This is a genomic window from Curtobacterium sp. Curtsp22 (assembly GCF_059492135.1).
The window spans coordinates 432,864-459,712 of record NZ_CP168519.1 but is presented as its reverse complement, the minus strand read 5'-3'; the positions used below and the strand labels follow the sequence as shown (position 1 = coordinate 459,712).

At 72.9% G+C, this 26,849-nt stretch carries 30 protein-coding genes; 4 read left to right on the top strand and 26 right to left on the bottom strand.

The genetic code is table 11. The annotated features are described in order from the left end of the window. The first annotated feature begins 4 nt into the window (after positions 1–4). Positions 5–394 carry a hypothetical protein gene (locus ACEN8D_RS02185; RefSeq protein ID WP_413461896.1) on the top strand — a complete coding sequence of 130 codons (390 nt, stop codon included), beginning with the start codon at positions 5–7 and terminating at the stop codon, positions 392–394. Between the two features lie 157 nt (positions 395–551). On the opposite strand, the gene ACEN8D_RS02180 is transcribed toward ACEN8D_RS02185, so the two are convergent. From ACEN8D_RS02180 to ACEN8D_RS02160, 5 genes are all read right to left on the bottom strand, one after another. Continuing rightward, positions 552–1,322 carry an FAD:protein FMN transferase gene (locus ACEN8D_RS02180; RefSeq protein WP_413461654.1) on the bottom strand — a complete coding sequence of 257 codons (771 nt, stop codon included), beginning with the start codon at positions 1,320–1,322 and terminating at the stop codon, positions 552–554. Further along, entirely contained in the window at positions 1,319–1,825 is a 507-nt protein-coding gene (locus tag ACEN8D_RS02175; RefSeq protein ID WP_413400052.1) for an FMN-binding protein, read from the bottom strand. The genes ACEN8D_RS02180 and ACEN8D_RS02175 overlap by 4 nt, the downstream gene beginning before the upstream one ends. Further along, positions 1,822–3,285 carry a ferredoxin reductase family protein gene (locus tag ACEN8D_RS02170; protein WP_413461653.1) on the bottom strand — a complete coding sequence of 488 codons (1,464 nt, stop codon included), beginning with the start codon at positions 3,283–3,285 and terminating at the stop codon, positions 1,822–1,824. The genes ACEN8D_RS02175 and ACEN8D_RS02170 overlap by 4 nt, the downstream gene beginning before the upstream one ends. Positions 3,286–3,413: 128 nt before the next feature. After that, the gene (locus tag ACEN8D_RS02165) at positions 3,414–4,787 is read right to left on the bottom strand and encodes a sensor histidine kinase (RefSeq protein WP_413399918.1); all 1,374 of its coding nucleotides are present in this window, start codon (positions 4,785–4,787) and stop codon (positions 3,414–3,416) included. Beyond that, entirely contained in the window at positions 4,784–5,467 is a 684-nt protein-coding gene (locus ACEN8D_RS02160) for a response regulator transcription factor (RefSeq protein WP_413399917.1), read from the bottom strand. The genes ACEN8D_RS02165 and ACEN8D_RS02160 overlap by 4 nt, the downstream gene beginning before the upstream one ends. 185 nt (positions 5,468–5,652) lie before the next feature. Here ACEN8D_RS02160 and ACEN8D_RS02155 point away from each other — a divergent pair, with 185 nt between their 5' ends. Further along, entirely contained in the window at positions 5,653–6,117 is a 465-nt protein-coding gene (locus tag ACEN8D_RS02155) for a DUF2231 domain-containing protein (RefSeq protein ID WP_413399916.1), read from the top strand. A 70-nt stretch (positions 6,118–6,187) separates the two neighbouring features. Here ACEN8D_RS02155 and ACEN8D_RS02150 read toward each other — a convergent pair whose 3' ends face one another. Together ACEN8D_RS02150 and ACEN8D_RS02145 are read right to left on the bottom strand one after the other, a co-directional pair. Then, the gene (locus ACEN8D_RS02150; protein ID WP_413461652.1) at positions 6,188–7,213 is read right to left on the bottom strand and encodes a cation diffusion facilitator family transporter; all 1,026 of its coding nucleotides are present in this window, start codon (positions 7,211–7,213) and stop codon (positions 6,188–6,190) included. Further along, positions 7,210–7,572 (bottom strand): ArsR/SmtB family transcription factor, encoded by a 363-nt coding sequence (locus ACEN8D_RS02145; RefSeq protein WP_092387361.1) that lies wholly within the window; start codon positions 7,570–7,572, stop codon positions 7,210–7,212. Before ACEN8D_RS02145 ends, ACEN8D_RS02150 begins: the two co-directional genes overlap by 4 nt. Before the next feature lie 91 nt (positions 7,573–7,663). Between ACEN8D_RS02145 and ACEN8D_RS02140 the strand changes: the two genes are divergently transcribed. Continuing rightward, entirely contained in the window at positions 7,664–8,998 is a 1,335-nt protein-coding gene (locus ACEN8D_RS02140) for an MFS transporter (RefSeq protein WP_413400104.1), read from the top strand. 118 nt (positions 8,999–9,116) lie between these two features. On the opposite strand, the gene ACEN8D_RS02135 is transcribed toward ACEN8D_RS02140, so the two are convergent. From ACEN8D_RS02135 to ACEN8D_RS02125, 3 genes are read right to left on the bottom strand one after another with little or no spacing between them, the layout of a single operon-like run. Continuing rightward, positions 9,117–10,022: a helix-turn-helix transcriptional regulator gene (locus tag ACEN8D_RS02135; protein WP_413461701.1), complete on the bottom strand. Its 906-nt coding sequence runs from the start codon at positions 10,020–10,022 to the stop codon at positions 9,117–9,119. Further along, the gene (locus tag ACEN8D_RS02130; protein ID WP_413399760.1) at positions 10,019–10,393 is read right to left on the bottom strand and encodes a DUF2255 family protein; all 375 of its coding nucleotides are present in this window, start codon (positions 10,391–10,393) and stop codon (positions 10,019–10,021) included. The genes ACEN8D_RS02135 and ACEN8D_RS02130 overlap by 4 nt, the downstream gene beginning before the upstream one ends. Before the next feature lie 4 nt (positions 10,394–10,397). Next, positions 10,398–10,805: a (R)-mandelonitrile lyase gene (locus ACEN8D_RS02125; protein ID WP_402717586.1), complete on the bottom strand. Its 408-nt coding sequence runs from the start codon at positions 10,803–10,805 to the stop codon at positions 10,398–10,400. Between the two features lie 113 nt (positions 10,806–10,918). Between ACEN8D_RS02125 and ACEN8D_RS02120 the strand changes: the two genes are divergently transcribed. Beyond that, a complete protein-coding gene (locus ACEN8D_RS02120) occupies positions 10,919–12,973 on the top strand; it encodes a GMC oxidoreductase (protein WP_413399759.1) in 2,055 nt (684 codons plus the stop codon). Between the two features lie 18 nt (positions 12,974–12,991). Here the strand turns inward: ACEN8D_RS02120 and ACEN8D_RS02115 are convergent, their stop codons facing one another. The 16 genes from ACEN8D_RS02115 to fliD all read right to left on the bottom strand — a co-directional run bounded on the left by ACEN8D_RS02115 (position 12,992) and on the right by fliD (position 26,811). Beyond that, a complete protein-coding gene (locus tag ACEN8D_RS02115) occupies positions 12,992–13,783 on the bottom strand; it encodes an ANTAR domain-containing protein (protein ID WP_413461700.1) in 792 nt (263 codons plus the stop codon). A gap of 239 nt (positions 13,784–14,022) precedes the next feature. Continuing rightward, complete coding sequence (locus tag ACEN8D_RS02110; RefSeq protein WP_070418840.1) at positions 14,023–15,198, bottom strand: flagellar hook protein FlgE; 1,176 nt, start codon at positions 15,196–15,198, stop codon at positions 14,023–14,025. Between the two features lie 49 nt (positions 15,199–15,247). Beyond that, a complete protein-coding gene (locus tag ACEN8D_RS02105; protein ID WP_092387374.1) occupies positions 15,248–15,682 on the bottom strand; it encodes a flagellar hook assembly protein FlgD in 435 nt (144 codons plus the stop codon). A gap of 40 nt (positions 15,683–15,722) precedes the next feature. Continuing rightward, the gene (locus tag ACEN8D_RS02100) at positions 15,723–17,366 is read right to left on the bottom strand and encodes a flagellar hook-length control protein FliK (RefSeq protein ID WP_495601130.1); all 1,644 of its coding nucleotides are present in this window, start codon (positions 17,364–17,366) and stop codon (positions 15,723–15,725) included. Further along, positions 17,363–18,076, bottom strand: a complete 714-nt coding sequence (locus ACEN8D_RS02095; protein ID WP_413461705.1) for a C40 family peptidase — start codon at positions 18,074–18,076, stop codon at positions 17,363–17,365. The genes ACEN8D_RS02100 and ACEN8D_RS02095 overlap by 4 nt, the downstream gene beginning before the upstream one ends. Next, complete coding sequence (locus ACEN8D_RS02090) at positions 18,073–18,504, bottom strand: flagellar FliJ family protein (protein ID WP_413461704.1); 432 nt, start codon at positions 18,502–18,504, stop codon at positions 18,073–18,075. The genes ACEN8D_RS02095 and ACEN8D_RS02090 overlap by 4 nt, the downstream gene beginning before the upstream one ends. After that, on the bottom strand, positions 18,504–19,856 hold the full coding sequence (locus tag ACEN8D_RS02085; protein ID WP_413461703.1) for a FliI/YscN family ATPase: 1,353 nt from the start codon (positions 19,854–19,856) through the stop codon (positions 18,504–18,506). Before ACEN8D_RS02085 ends, ACEN8D_RS02090 begins: the two co-directional genes overlap by 1 nt. After that, positions 19,853–20,488: a FliH/SctL family protein gene (locus tag ACEN8D_RS02080; RefSeq protein WP_309779472.1), complete on the bottom strand. Its 636-nt coding sequence runs from the start codon at positions 20,486–20,488 to the stop codon at positions 19,853–19,855. Before ACEN8D_RS02080 ends, ACEN8D_RS02085 begins: the two co-directional genes overlap by 4 nt. Beyond that, positions 20,481–21,530: a flagellar motor switch protein FliG gene (fliG, locus tag ACEN8D_RS02075; protein ID WP_309779471.1), complete on the bottom strand. Its 1,050-nt coding sequence runs from the start codon at positions 21,528–21,530 to the stop codon at positions 20,481–20,483. Before fliG ends, ACEN8D_RS02080 begins: the two co-directional genes overlap by 8 nt. Then, entirely contained in the window at positions 21,527–23,197 is a 1,671-nt protein-coding gene (fliF, locus tag ACEN8D_RS02070) for a flagellar basal-body MS-ring/collar protein FliF (RefSeq protein ID WP_413399734.1), read from the bottom strand. Before fliF ends, fliG begins: the two co-directional genes overlap by 4 nt. Then, the gene (fliE, locus tag ACEN8D_RS02065) at positions 23,197–23,550 is read right to left on the bottom strand and encodes a flagellar hook-basal body complex protein FliE (RefSeq protein ID WP_413399733.1); all 354 of its coding nucleotides are present in this window, start codon (positions 23,548–23,550) and stop codon (positions 23,197–23,199) included. The genes fliF and fliE overlap by 1 nt, the downstream gene beginning before the upstream one ends. Then, entirely contained in the window at positions 23,550–23,945 is a 396-nt protein-coding gene (locus ACEN8D_RS02060; protein WP_070418832.1) for a flagellar basal body rod protein FlgC, read from the bottom strand. The genes fliE and ACEN8D_RS02060 overlap by 1 nt, the downstream gene beginning before the upstream one ends. Continuing rightward, positions 23,942–24,286 carry a flagellar basal body rod protein FlgB gene (locus ACEN8D_RS02055; protein ID WP_070418831.1) on the bottom strand — a complete coding sequence of 115 codons (345 nt, stop codon included), beginning with the start codon at positions 24,284–24,286 and terminating at the stop codon, positions 23,942–23,944. The genes ACEN8D_RS02060 and ACEN8D_RS02055 overlap by 4 nt, the downstream gene beginning before the upstream one ends. Before the next feature lie 365 nt (positions 24,287–24,651). Next, on the bottom strand, positions 24,652–24,936 hold the full coding sequence (locus ACEN8D_RS02050) for a hypothetical protein (RefSeq protein WP_413398834.1): 285 nt from the start codon (positions 24,934–24,936) through the stop codon (positions 24,652–24,654). Continuing rightward, positions 24,926–25,402, bottom strand: a complete 477-nt coding sequence (gene fliS, locus ACEN8D_RS02045) for a flagellar export chaperone FliS (RefSeq protein ID WP_413398833.1) — start codon at positions 25,400–25,402, stop codon at positions 24,926–24,928. Before fliS ends, ACEN8D_RS02050 begins: the two co-directional genes overlap by 11 nt. 11 nt (positions 25,403–25,413) lie before the next feature. Then, positions 25,414–26,811, bottom strand: coding sequence for a flagellar filament capping protein FliD (gene fliD, locus ACEN8D_RS02040; RefSeq protein WP_413398832.1), 1,398 nt, complete (start codon positions 26,809–26,811; stop codon positions 25,414–25,416). Positions 26,812–26,849: the final 38 nt, after the last annotated feature.

The window sequence follows — 26,849 nt, the reverse complement described above, 5'->3', positions numbered from 1 at the left end:
CGACGTGAGCGACGAAGCGCTGTCCCGAGCCCTCACCGACCGGATCCGGAGCGTCCCCGGCGTCACGGGCGTGTACCCGACGAGGCCGATCGTGCACGCGGCCGCGGAGGCCGTCGCGTCGACCTTCGCGCTGCAGGAGCCCGACGTGCTCGTCGACGTGCACCGCGACGGCTCGGCGCTCCGGATCGGGGCGGGGATCGCCGTCGACGACGCACGTCCGGCTCCGGAGACGGTCCGCGAGGTGGGCGAGCGCATCCGCGACCTGGTCGACGAGCGGACGGGCGCCCCAGCCGACCTGGTCGAGGTGACGATCCGGCTCGTCGAGGGCATCGGCGGACCGGTCGACGAGTCGGCCGGTCCCGATGCGGGCGAGCACGTCGCGACACCCGGCTGACGGAGGCCGTGCGGCCCTCGACGCACCACGGACGGACGGGAGGCGCGGTGCGGGCCCGCACCGCGCCTCCCGTCCGCACTGGGTCACGGACGAGGCGGCCGTCCTGTCGTTCCGCGCACGCGTGGCGACGATCGACCGCAGCCGCCTCCTCGACGCGTCAGGTCACGGCGGACGTCGCACCGTCCTCGGTGCGGACGGCCGACCTGGCGCCCGGCGTGGCCCAGACGGTGCCGTCGGCGCCGAACGCGAGCACGTCGACGCCGGCGTCGCTCGTGAGCCTCCGGAGGTCCTCCGCGTCGCCGGCGACGACCGCGGTCGCGAGGACGTCCGCCGTGACGATGTCGTCGGCGATGACCGTCGCCTGGACGAACGTCGGGGCCGCGCGGCGCCAGATGTGCTCGCCGCGCTCGGCGGTGCCGGAGGTCGCGACCGCACGACGGGGTGCCTCGAGCCGGACGACACCGACGACGGTGTCCCGGTGCGTCGGGTCGACGACGCCGACGCTCCACGGGTCGTCGGACCGGTGGTGGCCGCGGACCAGCACGTCGCCGCCGGCGCTGACCATCCAGTCGCCGTCGCCATCACCGTCACTCGCGGCGTCGAGGACGGCTCCGGCGTCGCGGATCGCGAGTGCCTTGACGACGCCGGAGAGGTCGATCACGCCGTCCGGGCGGTGCGGGGTGAACGCTCCCCCGGTGCGCTCCCGCCAGTCGAGCGCGAGCGCGTACACGTCACGCACCTCGGACGGGGTGTCCGCGAGCTGGACCAGACCGTCCGCGACGCGGCTGAGGACCGACGACGGGTCGTACAGGCTGTAGCGGTGGTCGTAGCCGGCGAAGACGGCGCGCACTTCGGATGCGGCATCCGGGGTCGCACCCCGGAGGCTCACGACGGTGCCCATCGTCTCGAAGGTGGTGACGCCGCTCACAGTCCGGCCTTGTCGATCGCGGACTGGAGGGACGTCGTGTAGCCCTCGCTGGTGAAGGTCGCGCCGCTGACGGACTGGATCTGCGCGGACTGCGCCTGCAGCGCCTCCTGGCGGAGGATCGGGGCCGCCTGCTGACTGATCTGCACCGACCGCCCGTCGCTGTTCGTGAGCTGCAGCGCGGTGACGTCGGTGATCGTCCCCTTCGCGACGGTGATCTGGACCTGCACCGGGCCGTACCGGGTCTGCGTCGTGTCGCCGGTGAAGGTGCCGGTGGCGGAGGACCCGCCGGTGGTGCCGGTGCCGGTGCTGCCGGTCGTGCCGCCGGTCGTCCCGGTGCCGGTGGTGCCGCCGCTCGTCCCGGTGCTGGTGCCGGTGGTGCCCGAACCCGACGTCGTGCTCTGCTGTGCCGGGGCGGTGACCGCGGGCTGGCCGCCGAGCTGCCACCCGACGACCAGGACCGCGATGGACGAGACGACCCCGCCGGCGATGACGCGTGCTCTCATGACTCGAACCGTTCCTGGTGGATCTGGTGCTCGGGAACGCCCGCGAGCCGTGCTTCGCGGACGACCAGGTCGGACCAGGCACGCGGCCCGCAGACGTACAGGTCGGACTGGAGCAGGTTCGGGAACACGGACCGGAGGGAGACTCCGCGCCGGACGTCCTCCTCGGTCATCCAGCTCTCGCGGGAGCGGGATCGGTGGCCCACCATCGTGTAGAGCGGGCTGCCCGTCACCTCGGCGAGATCGGCGGTCTCGTGCCACAGGTACTGCTGGTCGGCGTCGGTCCCGCGGAGCAGCACGGTGGCCTCACCCGAACGGAGGTCGGTGTCCTCCAGCAGCGCCCGCACGGGGGTGATGCCGATCCCGGAGGCGACGAGCGCGAGGTACGGAGCGGTCCGAGCCCGGCTGGTGAACAGGCCGTAGGGGCCCTCGAGGGAGACGAACGCACCCGGGGTGATCCGGCCGAGTCGCGCGGAGCCGGCGCCGAGGTCGCGCACCGTGATCCGGGCACGATCGCGGCCGGGGACGGCGGAGAACGACACCGGGTGGGCGTGCCACCAGGTGCGGGCGGTCCAGAAGCGCCACACCCCGTACTGTCCACCCTCGGTCCCGAGGCGGTCGAGGTCCCGTCCGGCGAGGTGGATCGACACGACACCCGGTGCGACGGGCTCGACGCCGACGACACGGATGCGGTGGCGGAAGGTCACGACGAGGGGCAGCGCGAACCGGTACAGGGCGATCAGGCCGAGGGCGAGGACGTAGAGCGCGATCCAGTAGACCCGCTGCCACGTGCCCTGCGCGAGGACGCTGCCGACGCTGAGCATGTGCGGCAGCGCGACGAGCACCGCGGCGTAGCTCAGGAGGTGGATGACGTGCCAGGCCTCGTACGGCAGGCGACGGCGGACCGCGACGAGCGAGGACACCACCACGGCGACGAAGAGTCCGAGTCCGAGGTAGGCCAGCGGCATGTCCGGCGTGGAGAAGAGCGCGATCGTCTCGGCGATCGGCCCGGTGCCCGCCGAGGCGCCGTACCCCAGGGTCAGGAGCGCTCCGTGCGCGAGCAGCAGGTACAGCACGGGCTTCCCGAGCGACCGGTGCACCGCGATGGCGTTGTCCTGGCCGAAGGTCCGGTCGATGAGCGGCACGCGCGCGGCGAGCACGAGCATGACGAGCACGAGGTCGGTCGCGACGAGGCCCGCGACGATCCCGGCGTCGGTGAGCCAGCCGCCGATGCCGACGACCGTGTGCGATCCGGGCGACACGAGCCAGAGCATGACGGCCACCGCTGCCGAGACCCAGGCGAGGATCCCGAGCAGGTCGGTGACGGCGTTGCGGCGGCGTCCGGCTCGGCGGCGACGACGGGCCGCGACCTCGAGGGGTTCGGCCGGTGGCAGCGTGCCACGGACGGCGCCGTCGCCGGAGTGTCTCGGCGTCGGGCGGGTGGGGCGAGCGGTGTCGATCATCGGCTCGTTCCTCTCCAGCGTGTGATCGGGTGACTCACAGCATCGGCATCGGGCCTATGGAGGAACTCGGAACGGGACGTGCGCTTCGTTCGAGACTTCGAGTGATCGACGGCGGCGTCGGATCGGCGTCAGGCCGCGGGCAGCCGGACGGTCGCGACCGCGCCGCGGTGATCGGGGTGCTCGCCGTTCCGGAGCGACGCCGACCCGCCGGCGCGCTCAGCGATCCCACGGACGAGCGCCAGACCGAGTCCGCTGCCGCCGAGCACCGCACGCCGCGCACTGTCCGCCCGGGCGAACCGCTCGAAGGCCTGGGGCAGGAAGTCCTCGGGGACACCGTGACCGTCGTCGGCGACGGTGAGTTCGAGCGCGTGCGAGGCGTCCTGGGCGAGCGTCACCCGGATCACGCCGCCGTCGTCCCCGGCGGCGATCGCGTTCGCGACGAGGTTGTCGACGATCCGGGCGAACGCGGCGGGCTCGAGGGCGTACCGCTCGTCGGGGGCGTCGAGGGCCGCGGTGAAGTCGATGTCCCGGTCGACGGCACCGCCGAGGGCTCGCGCGCGGTCGATCGAGCCCATCAGCTCCGTCACGAGCGCGGCCGCCGGGGTCGACGGTGCGGGACCGGACTCGTCGAGCCGGCTGAGCTCGAGCATCGTGTTCGCGAGCGCCACGAGCCGTGCGGCGTCGCCCTCGGCAGCGCGCAGCTCCCGTTCGAGCGCCTCCGCATCGCCCGACGAGCGGTGTGCGAGCTCGAGCCGAGCGGTCAGGGCGGCGAGCGGTGTCCGGAGTTCGTGACTGGCGTCGGACACCATCCGCCGCTCTCGCTCGGCGTTCTCGCGCTGCCGGTCGATGAAGGCGTTGAGCGTCCGGGCGAGGGCGGCGAGCTCGTCGTCCGAGCTCCCGACCGGCAGGTGGCCGCCCGCGGTCCCGGCGCTCAGGTCCTCGGCGGTTCGCCGCATCCGCCCCACGGGTCGGAGTGCCAGCGTCGAGAGCAGCCAGGCCGTCGCCGCGAACGCGACGAGCGCCAGAACCGTCCCGACGACGAGCGAGCGGTCCACGCGCTCGAGTGTCTCCTGCCCGGCACGGCCGTCGTGGGCCGCCCACACGACCGCGGAGCCGTCGTCGTTGGTGACGGGCACCCCGACGACGGTGACGAGCCGGTGCCCGGTGTGGAGACGGAGCGTGACCTTGTCCTCGGGGACACCGGCCGGCAGTGATGCCCGGACGTCGCGCGGCAGCGAGTCCACGAGCCACGTACCGGAAGCGGTCCGGATCCCGACCAGGACATCCTCGGCGGGGCGGTCCGGCGCCTCGTCCGGGTTGTGACGGAGGTCGGAGACGAACGGCGCGGCGTCCCCGGCGGCGAGGGACTCGTCGGTCGCGATCGTCGCCCGTTCGATCTGCACGTGCAGCACGACCGCGATCCCGGAGAGGACCACGGCGCCCACGACGAGGCTGCCGAGCGTGATGCGCGCGCTGATCGAGAGGCGGCGGAGGACCCTCATGCCGTCGGCACGACCTCGAGCGCGTAGCCGACGCCGCGCACGGTGCGGATCGCGACGTCGGCATCCGCCGCCTGCAGCTTCTTGCGGACGTAGCTCACGTACTGGTCGACGATCGTCGGGTCGAAGTGCTCGGCGCTCCCCCAGACCTCCTCGAGGACCTCGGCGCGGGTCCGCGCTGCCGGCGATCCCTGGATGAGGAAGCGCAGCAGCGAGAACTCCTTGACGCTCAGCGGCAGGTCACGCCCGCGCACGGCGGCGCGGACGGCGACGGTGTCGAGTCGGACCGAGCCGGCCTCGACGACCGTCGCGGTCCCCGCCGCCCGACGGCGCAGGTGGGCTCGGATGCGGGCGTTGAGCTCGGCGATCGCGAACGGCTTCGTGAGGTAGTCGTCGGCGCCGGAGTCGAGCCCGAAGACCCGGTCGTCCACCGCGTCGCGCGCCGTGACGAGCACGACCGGGAAGTCCTCGCCCATCTCGCGCAGCCGACGGCAGACCTCGAACCCGGACATCTCCGGGAGCATGACGTCGATCGCGGCCGCGTCGAACGACTGCGCCCGCGCCTCGACCAGGGCAGCGACGCCGTCCGAGACCACGGTCACCGCATGGCCCTCGCCGACGAGCCCGCGTTCGACGAGCGCACCCATCTCCGGATCGTCTTCGACCACCAGGATGTTCGCCACGTCACACCACCCCGCTCGTCCCGAGGAGCGATTCGAAGACGAACGTCGCCGTGCTGGTCATGCCCCCAGCGAACCAGGTCCGGGCGCTTCCGTTCGTGTGAGGTTTCGAACGATGCCGGCGCCCGGAACCGCTTGGCTGGAGCCACAGCGCCGGCGTCGATCGGCGCACGATGTGGAAGGCCGACATGGACTGGCAGTTCGGCGGGATACCGCTCCACCCCCTCTTCGTCCACCTCACCTCTGTCGCGGTCCCGGTCGCGGCCCTCACCGCGATCGCCGTCGCCGTGTGGCCGAGAGCACGGCGGTGGCTCGCGGTCGGTGCGCCGATCATCGGGCTCGTCGCACTGGTGTCCGTGCCGCTCGCGACGTCCTCCGGCGAGTGGCTGGAGCACCACGAGCGGGAGACCGCCTTGCTCGAACGGCACACCGAGCTCGCCGACGGGATGCTGCCGTGGTCGATCGCGGTGTTCGCGCTCCTGGCGCTCTGGTGGGCGTGGCACCGGTTCGGGACCGCCCGGGTGACGAACCGCGGCGCGGTGCAGGCCGTCGGGATCATCGGGCCGGTACTGCTCGTGGTGGTCGCCGTCGTCTCGATCGTCGAGGTCGTCGTCATCGGCCACGCCGGAGCCGAGTCCGTCTGGAAGGGGTAGGCGCCACCCCGCGTCGGACGGGAGGCGCGGTGCGGGCCCGCACCGCGCCTCCCGTCCGACCGTGCGCCGGTCAGTACGTGTGGTCGCCGGTGCCGGTGGCCGCCGCGGGGGTCACCGTGAACCGGTCGACGTTGCGCATCGCGTCGCGGAGGTGCTCCTCGGCGTGCTCCGCGAGGTGCGTGGCGGCGTGCAGGTCGGTGGCCGCGACCTCGACCGTCGCGGATCCCGTGAGCCGGTGCCCGGTCCAGCGGAGCCGGACGTCACGGACGGCGAGCACCCCGTCGGCGTGCTCGAGCGCGTGTTCCGCCCGGCCGACCAGCGCGGGATCGACCGCGTCCATGAGTCGCGCCCCGATCGACCGCACCGTTCCCCAGAGCAGCAGCAGGATCGAGATCGAGATGAGCAGACCGATGATCGGATCGGCGAGCGGGAATCCGAGCATCACGCCGATAGCACCGAGGACCACCGACAGCGACGTGAAGCCGTCGAGCCGGGCGTGCACGCCGTCGGCCACGAGCGCCGCCGAACCGATGCGCTGACCGACGCGGATGCGGTAGATCGCCACGATCTCGTTGCCGGCGAACCCGATGAGCCCGGCGGCGACGAGCAGCCAGGGCGCCTCCACCGGCTGCGGGTGGACGAACCGGTCGATCGCCTGCCACCCCGCGACGACGGCGGAGAGCGCGACGACGAAGACGATGAACATGCCGGCGAGGTCCTCGGCGCGACCGTACCCGTAGGTCATCCGGCGGGTCGCGAGGCGGCGGCCGAGGACGAACGCGATCCACAGCGGCACGGCGGTCAGCGCGTCCGCGAAGTTGTGGATGGTGTCCGCGAGCAGGGCGATCGAGCCGGTGAACGCGACGATCACGGCCTGCAGGACCGTCGTGGCGAGCAGGACGAACAGGCTGATCTTGAGCGCGCGGACGCCGGCGGCACTGGCTTCCATCGCGTCGTCGATCGAGTCGGCGCTGTCGTGCGTGTGCGGGACGAAGAGATGCTGGAGGAAGCTCCGCACCCCACCGTGCGGATGCGAGTGGTCGTGCCCGTGGTCGTGCCCGTGGTCGTGCGGGTGCGTGTGGTCGTGGCCGCTCATGCCCGTCCCGGCTCCCCGCGGTGGTGCGGTGGCGCGCCGACCACGTGTTCCGCCTGCTTGACCGCATCGATGACGAGCTCGGACGCGTGCTCGTCCGTGAGCCGGTAGAACACCGTCGTGCCCTCGCGCCGCGTCGAGACCATCCGGGCGAGCCGCAGCTTCGCGAGGTGTTGCGAGACGGCTGCCGGAGTCTTGTCCACGACGTCCGCCAGGTGGTTCACGGACATCTCCTCGGCGCTCCGCAGCGCGAGGATGATCTTCACCCGGGTCGCGTCCGCGAGCATCGCGAACACCTCGACCGCGAGCTCGACGTACTCCGACTCCGGATCGAGTCCGCATGGTTGCTTGTCTACGTGCACACGCAGATACTAATGCACTGGTGCGTCACCGCCACCCGGGGTACCCGCTCAGGGCATCCCACCCGACCGCCCGGCACGCGACCATCGAACCGTGACCACCTCGGCGCCCCGTGTCGCGCTCCTCCTGGCCTCCCTCGGGTTCTTCCTCATCACGCTCGACATCCTGATCGTGAACGTCGCGCTGACGACGATCGGCCGGGAGCTCGGCGGCAGCACCTCGGGCCTGCAGTGGGTCATCGACTCGTACACGCTGCTCTTCGCGTCCCTGCTGCTGTTCGCTGGCAACCTGTCCGACCGCATCGGTGCGAAGCGTGCCATCGGGTGGGGCATCGCCGGGTTCCTGCTCGCCTCCGTCGCCTGCGCGATCGCCCCGACGCTCGGCACCCTGATCGGAGCGCGCGCCGTCCAGGGCGCTGCGGCAGCGGTCATGCTGCCGGCGTCGATGGCGCTCGTCCGCGAGGCGTTCCCGGACGCCCGCGAACGTGCCCACGCCCTCGGCATCTGGGCGGTCGGCGGCGCCGTGGCCGGAGCGGTCGGGCCGGTCCTCGGCGGCGCGCTGACCACGGTCGACTGGCGGCTCGTGTTCGCGATCAACCTGCCGGTGTGCGTCGTCATGCTCGGCATGCTGGTGCGAGTGGCACCCTCGCCCCGTCGCCCGAGCCGGTTCGACCCCGTGGGCCAGGTGCTGGCGCTGCTCACCCTCGCCGGACTCGTCTTCGGCCTCATCGAGGGTGGCGCGCACGGCTTCGGCACCGGGAATGTGGTCGCCGCACTCGTCGTCGCCGCCGCATCGCTCGTCGGGTTCCTCGTCGTCCAGGCCCGGGGTCGCTCCCCGATGATGCCGCTCGACCTGTTCCGGTCGAGCGGCATGCGGATCGCGCTCGGAGTCGGGTTCGCGTTCATGGTCGGCAACTTCGGCAGCGTCTTCGTGCTGAGCCTGTACCTGCAGCAGCACCTCGGGCTGTCGCCGCTGCTCGCCGGACTCGTGTTCCTGCCGTCCGCGGCGTGCAGCATCGTCGGCAACGTCGTCAGCGGCACCCTCGCCAACCGCTTCGGCGCCCGCGTCCCGGTCGTCGCCGGACTCACCACGATGGTCCTGGGTCTCGTGGTGGTGATCGTGTTCGCACCGTTCGACACGTGGGTCGCCGTCGCCGTCTGCGCGGTCCTGACCGGCGCGGGTGGATCGGTCGCGATGCCGCCAGCGACGTCCGTCGTCCTCGCCAGCGTCCCCGCGGAACGCTCCGGGACCGCGAGCGCGGTGTTCAACACCTTCCGCCAGGTCGGCGGCGCGGTGGCCATCGCCGTGTTCGGCGCCCTCCTCGCCGACCGGGCGCACTTCGTGACCGGCACCCAGGTCAGCTTCGTCGTCGCGGGAGCCGTCATCCTCGTCGCCGCGGTCGCGGCCACCCGCATCCGCACCACGTGACGGTCGGTCCGGTCGGGCGGGACGCGACCAGTGACGGACGGGAGGCGCGGTGCCGGCTGGCACCGCGCCTCCCGTCCGCTGGGTGGTCGCGTCGCGACCCGGTGTCAGCGAGCCGTCGTCACGCGCGTCCGTCCGCCGCAGCGGGCTCGGCGGCGTGCGCCGCGTCCCGGCGCTCGGTGGCGTCGAGGGATCCGAGCAGGCGGAGCGCATCCGCCGTCGGCGAGCCCGGTTCGGCCGTGTAGAGCAGGAAGCTCAGCGCCGGGTCGCTCATCAGGCGGGAGCCCTCGAACAGCAGGTCGAGCGCGCCGACGACCGGGTGCACGAAGTGCTTCTCGCCGGTGCCGTGCCGGCGGACGTCGTGCGCGCCCCACCTCGTCCGGAACTCGGGGCTGCGCGTGGAGAGCTCGCCGACGAGGTCCTGCAGCTCCCGGTCGTGCGGGTCGTGCCCCGCGGCTGCCCGGAGGATCGCCACGCTCTGGTCGGCGGCGAGGTCCCAGTCCGGGTAGAACGCGTCCGACCACTCGCGGTCGAGGAACGCTGCGCGGGCGAGGTTCGGGCGCTCGGCCTTCCGGAAGAGGTCGGCGTAGAGGGCCCGTCCGAGCGCGTTCGCGCCGAGCACGTCGAGGCGGTCGTTGCGGATGAACGCCGGGCCCCCGGTGAAGGCGTCGAGCGCGTACTGCAGGCCGGGCCGCAGCGTCTTCGGGGTCGTGGACCGGCGGCGGGCGGCCCGCACCGGCGAGGCGTTCGCGGCTCGGGCGAGGTCGAACAGGTGGTCGCGTTCGGCGTCGTCGAGGAGCAGCGCACCGGCGATCGCGTGCAGGACGCCCTCGGACACCCCGGAGAGACTGCCGCGCTCGAGCCGGGAGTAGTACTCGACGCTCACGTCGGCGAGCATCGCCACCTCGCCGCGGCGCAGGCCCGCGACCCGCCGGTTCGCTCCTGCGGGCAGGCCGACCTGCTCGGGGCGGACGCGGGCGCGCCGGCTGACGAGGAAGTCCCTGACGTCGTCGCGGTTCGTGCTCATGGACGGGGACTGATCCGGACGGTCGCCGAGGTCGGTCCGTCCTGCAGCATCGGGGGCAGGTACGGGCTGCCGGCGTACTTCGCCTCGTAGGCGGCGTCGATACGGCTGTTCAGGTCGGGGCCGACGGCCTCGAAGGCGACCTCGTGCTCGGCCCCGGCGGCGCGGATCCTGCCGGCACCCTGCTCGACAGCGGCGCGGTACCACCGGGAGCGTCGCCCGTTGTAGGCGCGGGCGTACAGCTCGCCGTCGACGACCACGGACCAGATCCACGTCGGCGTGCCGTACGTCGTGCCGTCCCCCCGGAACGGGCTGACGTGGAGGTCGTCGCTCGCGGCGATCGCGGCGATGGTGTCCTCGTCCCAGTTCGTCATCGGGTCACCGGCCCGCGAGGTCGTCGTCGGAGACGTGCTCGAGCCACGTGGTCGTGGTCGACGGGTCGTCGGCGCTCTCGAGCATCGCGAGGTGCTCCATGAAGGTGCCCTCGGCGGAGGCGTGGAAGTGCTCTTCGCCCGGTGAGACGTAGACCGTGTCACCGGGACGCGCGGTCACGACCTTCCCGTCGCGGGTCCCGAAGCGCGCCACGCCCTGGGTGACGCGGAGGAACTGGCCGCGGGCGTGGGAGTGCCAGGCGGTGCGGGCACCGGGGGCGAACTTCACGAGCGCGAGTGTCGCGCGCTGGTCGCCGTCCTGCGGGGTGACGATCGGGTCGACCCACACGTCGCCGGCGAACTGCTCCGGCGGGTTCTTGGCGGTGGGCTGCTTCGGCAGGATCTCCTGCGGCATGGGTTCGTCCTCTCTCGGCGGGTGGTCGTGTGCCCGCTGCGTCCGACGGTACGACCGATGGCGGTCGGGAGGGATGTCCTGACAGGGTGACCCTGTCGGTCTAGCGTTGCGGCATGGGCAGTGACGCACCACGGACGACCGATCGCGGCGACTCCACATCGACGCAGTTCCTCCGCCGCAACGGCGTCCGACTGCAGTCCCTCGTCGACCGGGTCGTGCCCGCCGACGAGTACCCGTCGGCGTCCGAGGCCGGCGCGCTCGAGTTCCTGGCGTCGGTCCTCGACGAGCGTCCGGACTGGCTCGACCGGCTCCGTGCGGTCGTGGACGGCCACGACCAGGACGACGACCCCGACTGGGCGTGGTTCGCAGGGATCGTCGCCGCCGGCTACTACGCCGACGCGGGCAACGGCGGCAACGTCGGCGAACGCTCGTGGGACATGGTCGGCTGGCAGCCCGGGCCGCCGGCGGGGTGGAGCGTCCCGGTACCGGTACCCACGGCGCAGCCGGTGGTGGTGCGCCCGTCGGAGTTGGCCGAGCGGTACGACGCGATCGTCATCGGTTCGGGCGCCGGCGGGGGTGTCGCGGCGTGCGGGCTCGCCGAGTCCGGGCGCCGGGTCCTCGTCGTCGAGGCCGGGTCCTGGCCGGGCACCGCCGACCTCGCGGAGGACCACATCCGCAATCCCCGGTCGACGTGGGGGCTCGCACCGCGATCGGGTCCCGTCGACCTCGGCAACCCGCGCGTGATCGCCTCGCAGGAGGGAGACCGGGTCGCGCGGCCGTCCGACTGGGACTGGCACAACAACGCCTTCACGGCGGGCGGTGGCACGAGGGTCTACGGAGCGCAGGCGTGGCGGTTCGCCCCGAGGGACTTCACCATGGCCACCGACCACGGCGTGCCGGACGGCAGCGCCCTGGCGGACTGGCCGATCGGCTACGCGGACCTCGAGCCCTGGTACGAGCGGGTGGAGTGGGAGCTCGGCGTGAGCGGCGACGGCGACGGTCCGTGGCCCGGTCCCCGCACACGGGCGCTCCCGATGCCGGCGGTGGCGGCGGGACCCGCGAGGGAGCGGTTGGCGCGGGCCGCGACCGAGCTCGGCTGGTCGACGGTGCACGTCCCGCTGCTCGTCAACTCGGTCCCCTTCCTCGGGCGGGGAGCGTGCGAGCAGTGCGGGATGTGCGTCGGGTTCGCCTGCCCCGTCGACGCGAAGAACGGCAGCCAGAACACGATGCTCCCCCGGGCCTTCGCCACCGGCAACGCGTCCGTCCTCCTCGAGACCCGGGCCGCGCGGATCCGGACGGACCGGTCCGGCCGCGTCGTCGGGGTGACGCTCGTCGGGACGGTCGACGGCGTGGACTGGCGTTCGGACGTCGACGCGGAGGAGGTCGTCGTCGCGGCCGGGGCGGTGGAGTCCGCCCGGCTCCTCCTCAACAGCCGCAGCGAGCAGGAGCCGAACGGGCTCGGCAACGGCCAGGACCAGGTCGGACGGCACCTGCAGGGGCACCGGTACGGCGGCGCGATGGGCATCTTCGACGACGTCGTCGAGGACGCCCTCGGGCCCGGGCCGTCCATCGCCACGACCGACTTCCGGCACGGCGTCCCCGGGCAGATCGGCGGCGGGATCATCGCGGACGAGTTCGTCGCGACGCCGTCGAACACCTACGCGTACCTCACCGGGTTCGGGCTCCTCCCCCGTGCTGGCATCGACAGCAAGCACGGGATGCGCGACCTCGCCCGCCGGAGCATGCGGCTGATGGGGCCGATCCAGGAGGTCACGTCCGCCGACTCCCGCGTCCACGTCGACCCCGCCGTCACCGACCGGTGGGGCGTCCCCGTCGCCCGGTTCAGCGGTGGCCCGCACCCGGAGGACACCCGTGCCCGAGACCACACCAGTGCGCGGAGCGGGGACTGGCTCCGGGCCGCGGGTGCGACGCGGGTCGCCCAGATGCACGGGGAGCTGACCGGGACGAGCGGTGGGCAGCACCAGGCCGGGACCCTCCGCATGGGCGACGACCCGCGCACGTCGGTCGTCGATCCGTTCGGCCGGGTGTGGGGACACGACAACCTGCGCGTCGCCGACGGATCGGTGCACGTCACGAACGGCGGGGTGAACCCGGTGCTGACGATCTTCGCGACGGCGATGCGGACGATCGACGACATGGTCCGGTGACGTCGGGCGCCGCGGACGCTACCCGCGCCGACGGGTGCGGGGGTCCGTCTGGTCCGGCGGGTCCGGCGGCTCCGGCGGCTCCGGCGACTCCGGCGGCTGGCCGAGGACGGTCCGTCCGGCGAGCACGGCCAGCGCGACCTCGGTGACCGGGAGCCGGTTCCGCCGCGCGTGGTCGCGCAGCAGCGAGAACGCGGTCGCGGGGTCCACGCCGTTCCGGTTGGCGAGCCACCCCTTCGCCTGTTCGATGACCGTCCGGCTCTCGAGGGCCGCCTGCAGCTGCGCCTGCGTCGTCAAGGCGTCGTCGATGGTCCGCTGCTGCACGACCGAGATCGCGGCGATGTCCGCCAGTGCCCGCGCGGCGACGACGTCGTCCTCGTTGAACGCGCCCGTGGACTCGCCGAACAGGTTGAGCGACCCGATGATCGTCGCCCGGAGCCGCAGCGGGATCGAGTGGACGGCGCGGTACCCGGCGTCCGCAGCGGCCCGGGAGAAGTGCGGCCATCGAGACTCGGCGGCCAGGACGTCTGGGATCGAGACCACGGTCCCCGTCCGAGCGGCTTCGAGGCAGGGTCCGTCGCCGACCTCGAGCTGCAGGAGTTCGAGCAGTCCGCTGTGGTGACCCACCGAGGCGGCGATGTGCAACCGGTCGTCCGACCCGAACAGCATCAGCCCGGCGGCCTGGACGTCGAACAGGGCCGCCGACTCGTCCACGAGGAGCTGCAAGCGGCCCGCGAGGTCGCGTTGACCGGTGGCACCGCCGACCAGTTCGATGATCGTGTCGAGCAGTCGTCGTTCGCGGTCGACACCCAAGGGGTCACTCCAGATTCGGTGATCAGAAGTGGCCGGTCGTGCGCTGCTCCAGCGGTCGGGGACCGCGTGGTCCCACCGTACGGCCCGCACATGCGAGCGGCCCGGGCGTCCGACGTGCCTGACCGGCGCACGACGGAAGGCACCGCGAACCGCGGGTCCCCGTGGTTCGCGGTGCCTTCCGTTGTGCGCAAGCACCCCGCACCGCGGGGCGGCTCCGCGCGCGGCCGCGGCGCCCCGCGCTACCGCTTCAGGTTCGTCAGCTCCTGCAGCACCTCGTCCGAGGTCGTGATGATGCGCGCGTTCGCCTGGAACCCGCGCTGCGCCACGATGAGGTTCGTGAACTCCTGCGACAGGTCGACGTTCGACATCTCGAGCGTGCCCGACGCGAGCTGCCCGACACCGGGCGACCCCGGAGCGCCGACCGTGGCGTTGCCGGAGTTGGCCGTGGCGCGGTAGCCCGACGCCCCGGTCTTCTCGAGGCCGGCCGGGTTCGCGAACGTCGCGAGGGCGATCCGGCCGATGGCGAGCGACGCACCGTTCGAGAACGTCCCGACGACCGTGCCGTCCTTCGAGATCGAGTAGCCCTGGAGCGACCCGGCCTCGTGGCCGTTCTGCGACGAGATCGACGCGGTGTTGAGCGAGGCGAAGCCCGTGAGCTGCCGCATGTCGACGGCGATGCCCCCGACGGCGAGCGTGCCACCGGCCGTGAGCTTGCCGTCGGTCCCGAACGTGAGCGACGTCGTCGCCTGGGTGCCCTGGCCGTCGGTCGCGGTGACGTCCCAGCCGGCGGCGGTCCGCTCGTAGGCGATCGACATGGTGTGCTTTGCACCGGACGCGTCGTAGACGGTGGCGTCGCGGGTGATGACCGCGCCCACGGCGGTCTCGGACGGCAGGTTGCCGGTCACACCAGCGGTGGAGGTGCGGACGGCGGGCGCGGCGGCGTCGAGCGGCAGGACGATGTCCGACAGGGCGCCGTTCTCGTTCACGACGCCGTTCGTGGCCGGGTAGCCCTGCACGATCTTCCCGTCGGCGCTGACGAGGCGGCCGTCGGCGTCGAAGTCGAACGCACCGGCGCGGCTGTACACGGTGTCGTTGCCGAGGCGCGTGACGAAGAAGCCGTCGCCCGAGATCATCAGGTCGGTGGCCTTGCCGGTGGCCTGGGCGGAGCCCTGCGCGAAGTTCGTGGAGACGCCGGCGACCTGCACACCGAGGCCGATCTGGGCGGGGTTCGTGCCGCCGATGCCGGTCTGCGGTCCGCCGGCACCCTGGGTCATCTGCGACAGGGTGTCCTGGAAGACCGTCGACGACGACTTGAAGCCGACCGTGTTGACGTTGGCGATGTTGTTTCCCGTGACGTCCAGCATCTGCTGGTGCGAACGGAGGCCGGAGATCCCGGAGTAGAGCGAGCGGAGCATGGTGCGTCCTTTCGTGGAGGTACCGAAGAAGAAGAAGAAGAGGAGGGGGTCAGGAGGTCGTCTTGATGCCGGAGATCACGTCGAGGTTGACCTCCTTCCCGTTCACCGTCACGGTCGGCACGCTCTGGGCGTACGACACCGCGGTCGCCGTCCCCGTGATCGACGTGCCGGACGTGGCGTCGGTGTAGCTGACCTGCTTCCCGACGAGGTTGGCGGCGGCGATCCGCATCTGCAGCGAGAAGTTCTCGTTCGCCGTCGTGGTCTGGTTGGTGATCTGCTCCATCATCGCGAGCTGCGTCTGCTGGCTGATCATCTGGTTCGTGTCCATCGGCGAGGACGGGTCCTGGTTCTGCAGCTGCGTGACGAGGAGCTTCATGAACACCTCGGAGTCCATCGTCTGCGACCGCGAGCTGGTCTGGTTCGCGGCGAGGGCCGCGGCCTGGGCGGCCTGGTCCACGGTGCCGGTGATGCCGTCGATCGGCATGGTCGTTCCCTTCGGTTCTGCCTGTGCTGGCGGTCGACGCTCAGGCGAGGACGTCGAGTCCGACGGTGCGGACGGTGGGCGTGTGGGCGGTGCCGGGTGCGCGCGGGGTGCGCCGCGCCTCCTGGCCGGTGTCGACGCGTGGACCCGTCTGGGCGGGCCGTTCGTCGTGCCCGGAGCGGGTGTCCGGGTGGTTCTGCGAGGACAGGTCGAGCGTGGTCGACAGTCCGGAGCCGGCGGCGTCGCGGCGGAGGTCCGGCATGACCTGCCGGACCGCGTCGCGCCCCGCGTCGGAGGCGGCGAAGAGCTCGACGTGCATCCCGTGCGCGGTGACGTGCGCGCGGACGGTGACCGGGCCGAGCGTGTCCGGCGTCACCTGGACGGTGACGACGTGCTCCCCCGGGCCGGCCTGTGCGAGCGTGAACACCGGTCGGGCCAGCTGCTGCGCGAGCGGGGCCGGGGCGTTCGCGGTGGCTGCGCCGGACGTCGGGGTGGCCGGCGCGGCGGGCGCCGTCGGCGCGGTGGTCGGGACCGCGACGGCGCTCTCGCCGCCGCGCGGCGTGGTGACGGCCTGGAGGCGCGGATCGCCCTGGTCGGGCGCGCCGCTGTCCGCCTCGTGGCCGGTCTGGGCACTGCTGCCCGGTGCTCCGGCGGCCGGGACGGTGGCGGTGGCCGTTGCCGTGGCGACGACGGGCTGCCCGGCGTCGGCGGGGTCGGCGCCGGTGCCGGTCGTGGCGACTCGGGTGCTCTGGGCGCTCTGGCTGGCCTGGGTGCTCTGGGCGACCGGCGTGCTCGCTGCTGCCGGGGCCGTCGGTGCGGCCGTTGTCCCCGGGGCGGCGGACGCCGGCGTTGCTGCCGTCCGGTCGGCCTGGAGCGAGGGTCCCGCCGGGAGGGCCGGACCGGGCGCACCGAGCGGGGCGGCCGGGGTCGTCGCCGCGGCAGCTGTCGACCCGGCCGGGGCTCCGGCGGCGGCCGTCGCTGCGGTGCCGCCGAGCGACCCGGCCGCAGGGCTCGTGGCAGCGGTCGCCGCGGTCGGGTGTGCGCTGCTCGCGGCGTCGGCGTGCATCGTCGGGTCGGCGGGGTCCGGCATCGGGGTCGCCCCGCTGCCCGGCACGGGTGCGTCGAGCGACGCCACGGACGAGCCGGCTCCTGCGGGCGCGGTCGTGAGCGGCTGCGCTGTCGCCTCCGACGGGGCGGCGGTGGTCGGCGCGGCGGGGACCGGCTGGACCAGGGCAGCGACGATCGACGCGGTGTCGACGGTCGGCGCCGTCCCCGTCGCGGCGGGACCGGCGGCGGTGCCGTCGCTGGAGCTGCCGACGGCGGAGGTACCGTCGGCGGAGCGAGCCGCGGCGGCACGGGTCGCACGGTCCGTCGTGCCGTCCGTCGTCGTCGCTTCCGTCGCCGAGCGGCGGTCCCGTCCTACCGAGGCAGAGGCCGAGGCCGCGGGCGGCGCACCGCGGTCCGCTCCGGGCGCCGGGGTGCGGCGGTCGAGGGACGGCCCCGTCGGCGTGCGTCGGTCCCGGGCGTCGGCAGCCGAGGCAGCGGACGCGGAGGACCCGGTGGCTCCCGCGTTCCCCGCGGCGGCCATCGCGGCGCCGAACGAGTCCGCGGACGCCGGCGCACCCGACGAGGACGCGGCCAGCGCCGGTGCCGGGGTGGCGGCGGACGTGGTGATGGTCAGGCTCATGCTGCGCTCCCCGCGTTCATGAGGGACAGCAGCGCCGCCGTCTGCAGGTCCGTCGCACCCGAGGCCGCGGTCGTCGCCGCCGTGGCGGACGCCTGCGCGGGCACGATGCGTCGGATCGTGGCGATGTCCGAGTCCTTGTACCAGTTGTCGACGATCCGGACGTCCTTGCCCGGTCGCGGCGCGTGCAGGACCTTGCCGTCGCCGACGTAGATGACGACGTGTCCCTCGCCCTTCGGGATGATGAGGTCGCCGGGCTGCGCGTCCTTGAGGGACCCCACCTCGACGCCCATCTTCGCCTGGTCCGGCACGACCCGGGGCATGGTCACCCCGAGATCCTTGAACACCGTCTGCACCAGCCCCGAGCAGTCCATGCCGCTCGTGGTGGTGCCGCCGAAGACGTACGGCACGCCGAGGTACTTCTTCGCGTCCGCGACGACGTCGGCACCCGTGGCGCCGCTGCCCGTCGCGAGGGTCCCGGCGCCGGCGTCGACGGACGTGGCGGCGGCCGCGGGCGTCACGGCCGAGGTCGTGCCGGTACCGGTCGTGCCGGTCCCGCTCCCGGTCGCGGTCGCCAGGGCGTCGGCGAACGCGGTCGACGAGGCGGCGCCCGACGCGGCCGAGGTGGCCGCCGTGGCGGTCGTCCCGCTGCGCAGGGCATCGATCTGGGTCCGGATCTCGGAGATCCGGGAGAGCACGGCGTCCACGCTCATCGGGCACCACCTTCCGCGCGGCTGCGTGCCGCGATCTCGTCGAGGGCGTTCTGTTCGGTGCGGAGGTCCTCGGCGGCCTGCTGCTCGTCGTGCTGGACCTCGAGCTTCTCGAGCCCGAGGGCGGACCGGCGGGCGGCGTTGTACTCGTCCTGTGCCCGGTCGGCGTCGGCGCGGCGGGTCCGGGCGACGGCGTCGAGCTCCTCGAGCATCCCGCGGGTGGCGGCACGGGCCGCGGCGACCGCGCTGAGGGTCGCGGCGTCCTGGATCGGCTGCGACCCCTCGGTGTCGGCGAGGTTCCGACGTGCCGCGATCCGGGTGTCGGCGGCGTCGCGCACCCGCTCGTTGGCGGTCGCGAGGGCGGCGGCGGCACGGTCCTGTTCGGCGTGCCGGAGCCGGAGGAGCCCGGCGAGCGGGAAACGGCGGGCCATCAGGCACCACCCCCGGCGCCGAGCGTGCCGACCAGGGCGTCGAGGGAGCGCCACGACGCAGCCGCGGTCGCGCGCTCGTCCATGCCCTGCCGCAGGAAGCCGTCGATCGCGTCCTGGTGGTCGACGGCAGCGTCCACCAACGGGTTCGTCCCGCGCTGGTACGCCCCGACGTCGAGCAGGTCCTGCGCCGCCTTGCGCGCGGCCATGACCTTCCGCAGGGCCGTCGCCGCACCGCGCTGCCCGGGCGTGGTGACCTTCGAGGCCACGCGCGACACCGAGCCGAGCGCGTCGACCGACGGGAAGTGCCCGGTGATCGCCAGCTTCCGGTCGAGGACGACGTGCCCGTCGAGGATGCTCCGGGCGGCGTCGGCGATCGGTTCGTTGTGGTCGTCGCCGTCGACGAGGACCGTGTACAGCCCCGTGACGCTGCCGACACGGTCGGTCCCGGCGCGTTCGAGCAGTCCGGCGAGGACGGAGAACGTCGACGGCGGGTAGCCCCGGGTGGCCGGCGGCTCCCCCACGGACAGCCCGATCTCGCGCTGCGCCATCGCGACGCGGGTGAGCGAGTCCATCATCAGCACGACGTCCTGGCCGGCGTCGCGGAAGGACTCGGCGATGCGGGTGGCGACGAACGCGGCACGCAGGCGCATGAGCGCCGGCTCGTCCGAGGTCGACACGACGACGATCGAGCGGGCGCGGCCCTCCGGACCGAGGTCGTCCTCGAGGAACTCGCGCACCTCGCGTCCGCGCTCACCGACGAGGGCGATGACGTTGACGGCGGCGTCGCTCCCCCGGGCGATCATCGACAGCAGCGAGGACTTGCCGACGCCGGAGCCCGCGAACAGGCCCATGCGCTGCCCGCGCCCGACCGTGGTGAGGGTGTCGAGCACGCGGACGCCGAGCTGCATCGGGGTGTCGATGCGCGTCCGGGCCATGGCGTTCGGCGTCTCGTGGTCGAGCGGCACCCACGCGACCGGCTCGCCACCGGCGCCGACGAGCGGACCGCGGTCGTCGATCGGGCGACCGAGTCCGTCGAGCACGCGTCCGAACAGTCCCGCACCGGTGGGCACGAGCACCGGTCGCCCGGTCGGCCGTGCGGGCGTGCCGGCGGTCACACCGGTCAGGCGCCCGAGCGGCATGCACCGGACGCCGGTGACGTCGGTCGCGACGACCTCGACGAGGGTCTGCGGCGCGCCCTCGGCACCGACGGCGACGACCTCGCCGACGTGCGCGTCGAGTCCGGCGATCGTGAGGCCGAGTCCGACCGCGCTCGTGACGACACCGACCCGCTGCGGAGCGGCCTGTCGGAGTGCCTCGTCGAGCCCACGGGGGCGGAGGAGCGTCGTGGTCACGGGGTCACCCCCAGCGCCGTGCGGGCACGGTCCAGCGCGGTGGCGATCCGCGCGTCGAGCAGCCCGTCGGGCAGGTCGACGACGGCGTCCCCGTCGTGCAGCGACGGGTCGGCGACGACCGGGACCGGCAGGTCGAGCTCGGCGACGCGCGCGGCGTCCGCGACGCTCAGCCGGACGGCCACGGCGACGGTGCGGTCGATGGACGCGAGCGCACGCTCGACGGTCGCCTGCGCACCGGGGACGACCCGCGCCTCCCGTCCGTCATCGGCGGTGTCCGCGGTTCGGGAGGCGCGGATCGCGTACCCGACGACGGCTTCCGCCAGGTCGACGGCCGCGACCGCGACCGACTGCTCGGCCTGGTCGAGGACCGGTGCGACGTGCGACAGCATCGCGTTCGTCGCGGCGTCGAGGACCGCGATGCGGCGCGCGGTGTCGGCCTGCATCGAGGCGGTGCGGGCCGCGTGCTCGGACTCGAGCCGGGCACGGAGCGCGTCGGTCTCGGCCTGCGCCTGCCGGAGCCCCGCGGCGTACCCGGCGGCGTGCCCGCGCACGTCGGCGCTGGCGGCGCGCGCGTTCCCGGACGGGTCCCCGATGACGGGGAACGCGACGCGCTGGACCACGGACTCAGTCAACGAGCTCGTCCTCCTCGGCGCGGTGGACCGTGATGACGCCCTGCGCCTCGAGTTCGCGGACACCGCGGACCACCTCGGCGCGGGCCTCCTCGACCTGCGAGACCCGGACCGGGCCCATGGCCTGCAGCTCGTCGTCGAGGAGCTCGCGGTTGCGCTCCGAGACGTTCGCCCGGATCGTCTCGACGACCGGCGCGGCGGCACCCTTCATGGCGGTCGCGAGGAGCTTCGAGTCGATCCCGCGCAGGACCTGCTGGATGTCGCGGGACTCGAGCTTGACGATGTCCTCGAACGTGAGCATCCGGGAGCGGATGTCCTCGGCGAGCTCGGGGTCGCGCTCCTCGAGCCCGTCGAGCACGGCCTTCTCGGTGGCGACGTCGGAACGGTTGATGATGTCGACGAGCGGGGCGATGCCGCCGACGACCTCGACGCTCTCGCGCGGCGACACGACGGCACCGGCGCGCTGGCGGAGGACGCCGGCGACGATCCCGACGGCTTCCGGGGTCGCGCTCCCCATGGTCGCGAACGCTTGGGCGACGTCGGTGCGGGCGCGCTCGTCCACCCCGGCGAGCACGGCGCTGGCCTGGGCGGGCTTCAGGTGTGCGAGCACGAGGGCGATGGTCTGCGGGAGCTCGCCCTCGAGGAGCGTGACGACCTGGCCGGGCTCGGCGTCGTCGAGGAAGTCGAACGACTGCCCGGCGAGGTTCGAGGCCAGGCGGTCCATGACGCCGGCGGCGCGTTCGGCACCGAAGGACGCCTCGAGCAGCCCGAGCGCGGTCTCCTTGCCGCCGCGCTTCTGCGTGCGGCCGCTCAGCGTCATCCGGTGGAACTCGGTCAGGGTCTTGTCGACGACGGTGTCCTCGACGCGGCGCATCCGGACGATCTCGGCGGAGATCTCCTCGGCCTCGATCTCGGTGAACTGCTTCATCACCTCGGCGGCGCGCTCGGTCTCCATCTGCATGAGGATGAGCGCGACCTTCTGCGCACCGGTCAGCGCACGGTCGCCAGCGCCGGTCCCGCCGGCGCTCGGCACGAGGGCGCTCACACCGGTGCCCGGTCGTCGAGGAGCCCGCGGAGGAGCTCGGCCGTGCGCTTCGGGTCCCGCTCGGCGAGGGCGGAGATGTCCTGGCGACGACGCTCCGCGGTGATCTCCTCGGTGGTGAGGACCTCGGTGGGGGCGTCGTCGTGCGGGACGGTGGGCAGCGCGACGGTCGGGGCGTCCCCGGCCTGCAGGGTGCTCCGGTCCGCGGCGCCGTCGACGGCGAGCGGGAGCTGGAAGGTCTCGCCGGAGAAGGCGTCGAGCTCGCCGAGGTCGACCGCCTCGCGCTCCTGCTTCCGGCTGCGGCGGGCGAGGAAGACGATGATCGCGATGAGGGCGAGCAGCGCGCCGACGACGATCCCGGCGGTACGGATCGACGACCACAACGCCTCCTGCTGGTCCGCCTTCTGCTGGGCCTCGAGCGCCTTCGTCGCCTTGTCGGCGGCGCTGGTGTCGAAGTCCATCATCGCCACGCGGACCTGGTCGCCACGGGTCTGGTCGACACCGGCGGCCGCGGCCACGAGGTCGTTGATGCTCTGCAGGTTCGCGTTCTGCACCGCGGCGGCCTTGGAGTTCAGCGCGACCGAGATCGTCTGACGGGAGAGCCCACCGGCCGGCAGCTGCGTGGTCTCGGTGGTGTGGTCGACGGCGTTGTTCTTCGTCGCGGACTCGTTCTTGTACCCGTCGTCGGCGCCGCTCGTGGCGGTGCCGTTCGGCACGGCGATGTTGTCCGGGCCGAGGACGCCGGTCGCCCCGGCGCCGCCGGCACCGGAGCCCGCGCCGTACTGCTCGGTGGTGGACGACTCGTTGAGCGCGACCGGGCCGGTCGTCGGCGTCGTGTAGGACTCCGACGTGCGGGTGCCCGAGTTCTGGTTCATCGTGGCGGACACCACGACGCTGGCGTTCCCGGTGCCGAGGGTCGTGTCGAGCAGGTCCTGGATCTTCTTGCTCGTCGAGGCGTCGTAGTCGGCCGCCTGGTCCGCCCCGCTGCCGGTCGCGCCGGTGCCGACGGCGGAGAGCGTCTGGCCCTTCGCGTCGACGACGGAGACGTCGGTCGGCTGCATGCCCTCGACGGCGGCGCTCGTCAGGTGCACGATCGCCTGGACCTGGTCGGTGCTCAGCTCGCTGCCGTTCTTCGTGGCGATGAACACCGACGCGGTCGGGTCCTTCTCCTCGGAGACGAACACGGTCTTCTCGGGGATCGCGAGCTGCACGGTGGCGGTCTGCACGCCGTCCATCGCGCCGATGGTCTTCGCGAGCTCGCCCTCCATCGCGCGCTTGTACGTGACGTCCTGCTGGAACTCGGAGCTCGTCACGCCCATCTTGTCGAGCAGCGAGTAGCCGCCCTCGTTCGATGCGGGCAGCCCGTTCGATGCGGCCTTGAGCCGCTCCGAGTACACCGACCCCTGCGGGACGAGGATCGTGGCACCGCCGTCGGTGAGCTGGAACGGCACACCGTCGGTGGTGAGCTGGTCGGTGACGCTCGCCGCGTCGGCCGCCGCCAGTCCGGTGAACAGCGGGGCGTAGGACGCCTTGCCGAGCCAGCTCGCGAGCGCGATGCCGCCGAGCACGAGCGCGGCGATGACGAGGATCGCGATGGTCCGCTGGGCGGCGCTGAAGCCCTTGACGTAGGCGGCGAGACGACCGAAGAGGTCCTTGACGGCGACGGGCATCAGGCCTGCATCCTCATGATCTCGTTGAAGGCGTCGACGCCCTTGTTGCGGACGGCGGAGACGAGCTCGAGCGTGACCTGCGCGCGGGTGGCGGCGATGGTCGCGTCGTGGATGTCGTCGAGGTTGCCGGTGACGGCCTTGAGCGCGAGGGTCTTCGAGTCGCTCTGCAGCTGCTGGAGCCCGTCGACCGCGTTGCCGAGGCTGGCGGCGAACCCGCTGCCGTCGGACGTCGCGCCGGCGGACGTGACTCCGCTCGTCGCGCTCGTGCCGACGTCGCTGGACGTGCCGCTCAGGCTCGTCATCGCGTTCGTCATCGCGTTGGTGGTCACACCGTTCACGGCGTCGATGGGCATCAGTTCTTCCCGATCTGCAGGGCCGCCTCGTAGGCGGTCTTCGCGCGGTCGACCACGGCGGCGTTCGCCTGGTAGCCCCGCTGGGCCATGATGAGGTCCGCCATCTGCGTGCCGAGGTCGATGTCCGGCATGCGGACGTAGCCCTCCGCGTTCGCGAGCGGGTTGTCCGGGTCGTACGTGACCCGGCCGGCGGCGCTGCCGAACGCGGCGCCCTTGACGTAGGCGCCGGAGACGCCGTTGCCCTCCTGGACCTCGACGTAGCGGGCCTGGAACGCGGAGTCGTCCATCGACTTCACCGTGTTGACGTTCGCGATGTTGTCCGACACGGCGTCGAGCCACTTGCGGTGCACCGTCATGCCGGTGCTCGCGATGCCGATCGCGTCGAACGTGGTCACGAGGTGGTCCGCATCGCCGCGCGGACACTGGTGAGCTCGGAGTTCATCGCCTGCGTGGCGAACTGGTACCGGAGCACGGTGTCGATGTTCGAGAGCGTCTCCTCGTCGAGGTTGACGTTGTTGCCGTTCGTGTTCGTCGGCTCGAGGCTCCGCGCGACGGTCGGGGTCGTGCCGCCGTCCCCGTCGACGATCGACTTCGCCAGGGCGTCCTCGAACTGGACCTTCTCGGCGTGGTAGTTCGGCGTGTTGATGTTCGCGATGTTGTTCGCGATGACCTTCTGTCGCATCGACAGGCCGTCGAGCGCACTCTGCAGTGCGACGCTCGTCACGGAATCGAACACTGGTGGACCGTCCCCTCGCTGACGACGTCCCCTGGTGACGTCGCCTGATGGCGGTGGCCGATCCGTGGCCGAACTGGTGAGCGATCCGTGCTCAGGGGGCGCTGTCGGCCGGGCCGCGGGGCGCGTTAGGGGTCGCCCCGAACGGGGGGCGGGGCGGGGCGCGCGGCGGCGGTCGGGTCGACTCGGTACGACAACGTCGATGTCGTACGACGTCGGGAGTGTCGATCGTTGCACGCGCGCCATGTCGCGGCCGCGCAGGAGCGACAACGTCGATGTCGTACGACGTCGACAATCTCGTACCGTCTCACCGCCGGCCCGGGCCGCCGGCCCCGCGCAGCGGCCCCGCGCCCGCGCCCGGCCCAGCGTCAGGCGGACGCGTCGAGGTACACCGAACCGCACGGCTCCCGCGTCGCGTCCACCGCCCGGAGCGCCCCGAGGTGGTCGAGCGTCGCCCGACGGTCCCCCTCGAGCGCAGCGATCCGGTCCCGCTGCGCGGCGAGCAGCCGGGAGGCACGCCCCACCAGCTCCCGCGGCACCGGCCCCAGCCCGGTCGGCTCGGACCACCGCACGTCGCCGCCCGCCGTCAGGTCGGCTTCGAGCACCTCGAGCACGGCCTCCCACGCGGCACGGCGTTCCGCGTCAGGCGACACCGAGTGCCCCGCCGGTCGGGTGCTGCACCGCGGTCGTCGCCGGGATCGACGCGGCGGCCTCGTGCCACGACTGCCGCAGCGGCTCGAGGATCCGGATGCAGTCGCGGGTGGCCTGGACGTCCCGGTGCACGTTCGCGGTGATGAGCGACGTCGACGCGTAGTTGTAGATCGCCAGCAGTCCCTCGCCGCCGTCCCACACGTCGATCTTCAGCGTCGAGGACAGCTCGCCGACGATGGCCTGCGCGTGCAGGAGCTGCTCGCGGGCCGCGTCCCAGTCGGCGGTCGTCTGTGCGGCCTCGGCGCGGTGCAGGTCGAGGAGCAGCCGGTCGTAGAGCATCGTGACGAGCTGCGCCGGCGTCGCCGAGAGCACGGCTTCGTTCGTGTACTGGGCACGGCGCTGATCCGTGACGGTGCGGGGCTGCGCGGCCTGTCGGAAGGCGGCGGACTGGAGGTCGAAGGCGTTCATCGGTGTTCCTGTCAGCTCGTCGTCGACGCCAGCTGGCTCGCGAGCCAGCTGGACTGGGACTGGAGCTTGCTGAGGCTGGTCTCGAGGCTCGCGTACATCGTCTGCAACGCTGCGCGACGCGAGGTGAGCCGGTCGGTCCAGCTGTCGATCTGGGTGTTGAGGTCCTTCGCGACGGCCTGCTGTCCGGTGATCGCGGTGGTGATGGACCCGTCGTACTTGTCGGAGGCAGAGGTGGCAGCGGCGCCGACGTTCGCCGCGACGCCCGAGAGCATCGCCTGCGTGCCCTCCGGATCGGTCGCGAGGGCCTTCTGGAAGACGTCGGCGTCGAAGGTGAAGTCGCCGTCCTTCGTGATCGAGATCCCGATCGACGACGGGGACTTGCCGCCCACCGGCGCGGACATCGTGCTCGCGAGCCGCTGGACGACGTCACGCGTGGTGCCGTCGCCCGAGAGCACGCCGGCCGTCGTCGTGGTGGTGCCGGTCGTCGGGCTGGTCGTGCTCGTGACGGCGGTGTTCGAGCTGTAGTACGCGGCCACGGCGTTCATCGCATCGACGAGGCCGGACGCGACGGTCTGCGCCTTCGTGGTGTCCTGCGCGATGGTCAGCGTCACCGGGTCGGTGGTGGGCTGCGTCACCGTGACGCTGACCCCGGGGACGAGGTCGGTGAAGGTGTTCGTCGTGCTCGTCACCGTCTGCGCCGCCGCGGTACCGGCCCACAGGGTCACGCTGGCGTCCTTCGCCTGCGTGACGACAGCGGCACCGACCTGGGTGAGGACGTTCGTCGCGGTGCCGGCGGTGACGTCGTCGGCCGTGCCGCGGTACACCTGGAACGCGCCGGCTGCCCCGGTCTTCGCCGAGGTGAGCTGCAGGCGGTAGAGCTTCGTGCCGTCGGCGTCGGTCCCGGCAGCGACCCGCGTCGCCGTGACACCGGCGCCCGACTTGTTGATCGCGGACACGGTGTCGTCGAGGGACCCGGAGGCCGGTGTGACGGTCGTCTTCGTGCCGTCGGCGCCGACGAGCGTGATCGGCTCGGCTGCGGAGGACCACGTCGCCATCGCCGCGGTGACGCCGACCTGGGCCGACGCGGTGGACCCGACCGTGAAGCTCAGCGACCCGGCGCTGGCGTTCGCCCCGGTGACCGCGGTGACGCCCGGCGACGAACTCGTGGCCGTGAACAGGTCGAGCGAGGTCGCCTTCGCCGCGTCCTTCGCCTTCGTCGCGAGGGTCTGCACGAGCCCGTTGATCGTCTGCAGTGACGAGATGAACGAGTTGGTGCTGGTGAGCTTGTTCTTGAGGAGCGTCTGCGGGACCCCCTCGACGCTCATCAGCGAGTTGATGAGGTCGGTGGTCTTGAGACCGCTGACGAGACCGTCGATCGCGAGACTGCTCGCCGATGACACGGACGACATCGATGGCTCCTGCCGCTACGAGGGGAAAGGGTGCGGGT

Excerpts from the sequence above, each read along its gene's own strand:
- ACEN8D_RS02175 (WP_413400052.1), bottom strand. The coding sequence starts at position 1,825 with ATGAGAGCACGCGTCATCGCCGGCGGGGTCGTCTCGTCCATCGCGGTC.
- ACEN8D_RS02170 (WP_413461653.1), bottom strand. The coding sequence starts at position 3,285 with ATGATCGACACCGCTCGCCCCACCCGCCCGACGCCGAGACACTCCGGC.
- ACEN8D_RS02165 (WP_413399918.1), bottom strand. The coding sequence starts at position 4,787 with ATGAGGGTCCTCCGCCGCCTCTCGATCAGCGCGCGCATCACGCTCGGC.
- ACEN8D_RS02155 (WP_413399916.1), top strand. The coding sequence starts at position 5,653 with ATGGACTGGCAGTTCGGCGGGATACCGCTCCACCCCCTCTTCGTCCAC.
- ACEN8D_RS02150 (WP_413461652.1), bottom strand. The coding sequence starts at position 7,213 with ATGAGCGGCCACGACCACACGCACCCGCACGACCACGGGCACGACCAC.
- ACEN8D_RS02135 (WP_413461701.1), bottom strand. The coding sequence starts at position 10,022 with ATGAGCACGAACCGCGACGACGTCAGGGACTTCCTCGTCAGCCGGCGC.
- ACEN8D_RS02130 (WP_413399760.1), bottom strand. The coding sequence starts at position 10,393 with ATGACGAACTGGGACGAGGACACCATCGCCGCGATCGCCGCGAGCGAC.
- ACEN8D_RS02125 (WP_402717586.1), bottom strand. The coding sequence starts at position 10,805 with ATGCCGCAGGAGATCCTGCCGAAGCAGCCCACCGCCAAGAACCCGCCG.
- ACEN8D_RS02120 (WP_413399759.1), top strand. The coding sequence starts at position 10,919 with ATGGGCAGTGACGCACCACGGACGACCGATCGCGGCGACTCCACATCG.
- ACEN8D_RS02110 (WP_070418840.1), bottom strand. The coding sequence starts at position 15,198 with ATGCTCCGCTCGCTCTACTCCGGGATCTCCGGCCTCCGTTCGCACCAG.
- ACEN8D_RS02105 (WP_092387374.1), bottom strand. The coding sequence starts at position 15,682 with ATGCCGATCGACGGCATCACCGGCACCGTGGACCAGGCCGCCCAGGCC.
- ACEN8D_RS02100 (WP_495601130.1), bottom strand. The coding sequence starts at position 17,366 with ATGAGCCTGACCATCACCACGTCCGCCGCCACCCCGGCACCGGCGCTG.
- ACEN8D_RS02095 (WP_413461705.1), bottom strand. The coding sequence starts at position 18,076 with ATGAGCGTGGACGCCGTGCTCTCCCGGATCTCCGAGATCCGGACCCAG.
- ACEN8D_RS02090 (WP_413461704.1), bottom strand. The coding sequence starts at position 18,504 with ATGGCCCGCCGTTTCCCGCTCGCCGGGCTCCTCCGGCTCCGGCACGCC.
- fliF (WP_413399734.1), bottom strand. The coding sequence starts at position 23,197 with ATGCCCGTCGCCGTCAAGGACCTCTTCGGTCGTCTCGCCGCCTACGTC.
- fliE (WP_413399733.1), bottom strand. The coding sequence starts at position 23,550 with ATGCCCATCGACGCCGTGAACGGTGTGACCACCAACGCGATGACGAAC.
- fliS (WP_413398833.1), bottom strand. The coding sequence starts at position 25,402 with ATGAACGCCTTCGACCTCCAGTCCGCCGCCTTCCGACAGGCCGCGCAG.
- fliD (WP_413398832.1), bottom strand. The coding sequence starts at position 26,811 with ATGTCGTCCGTGTCATCGGCGAGCAGTCTCGCGATCGACGGTCTCGTC.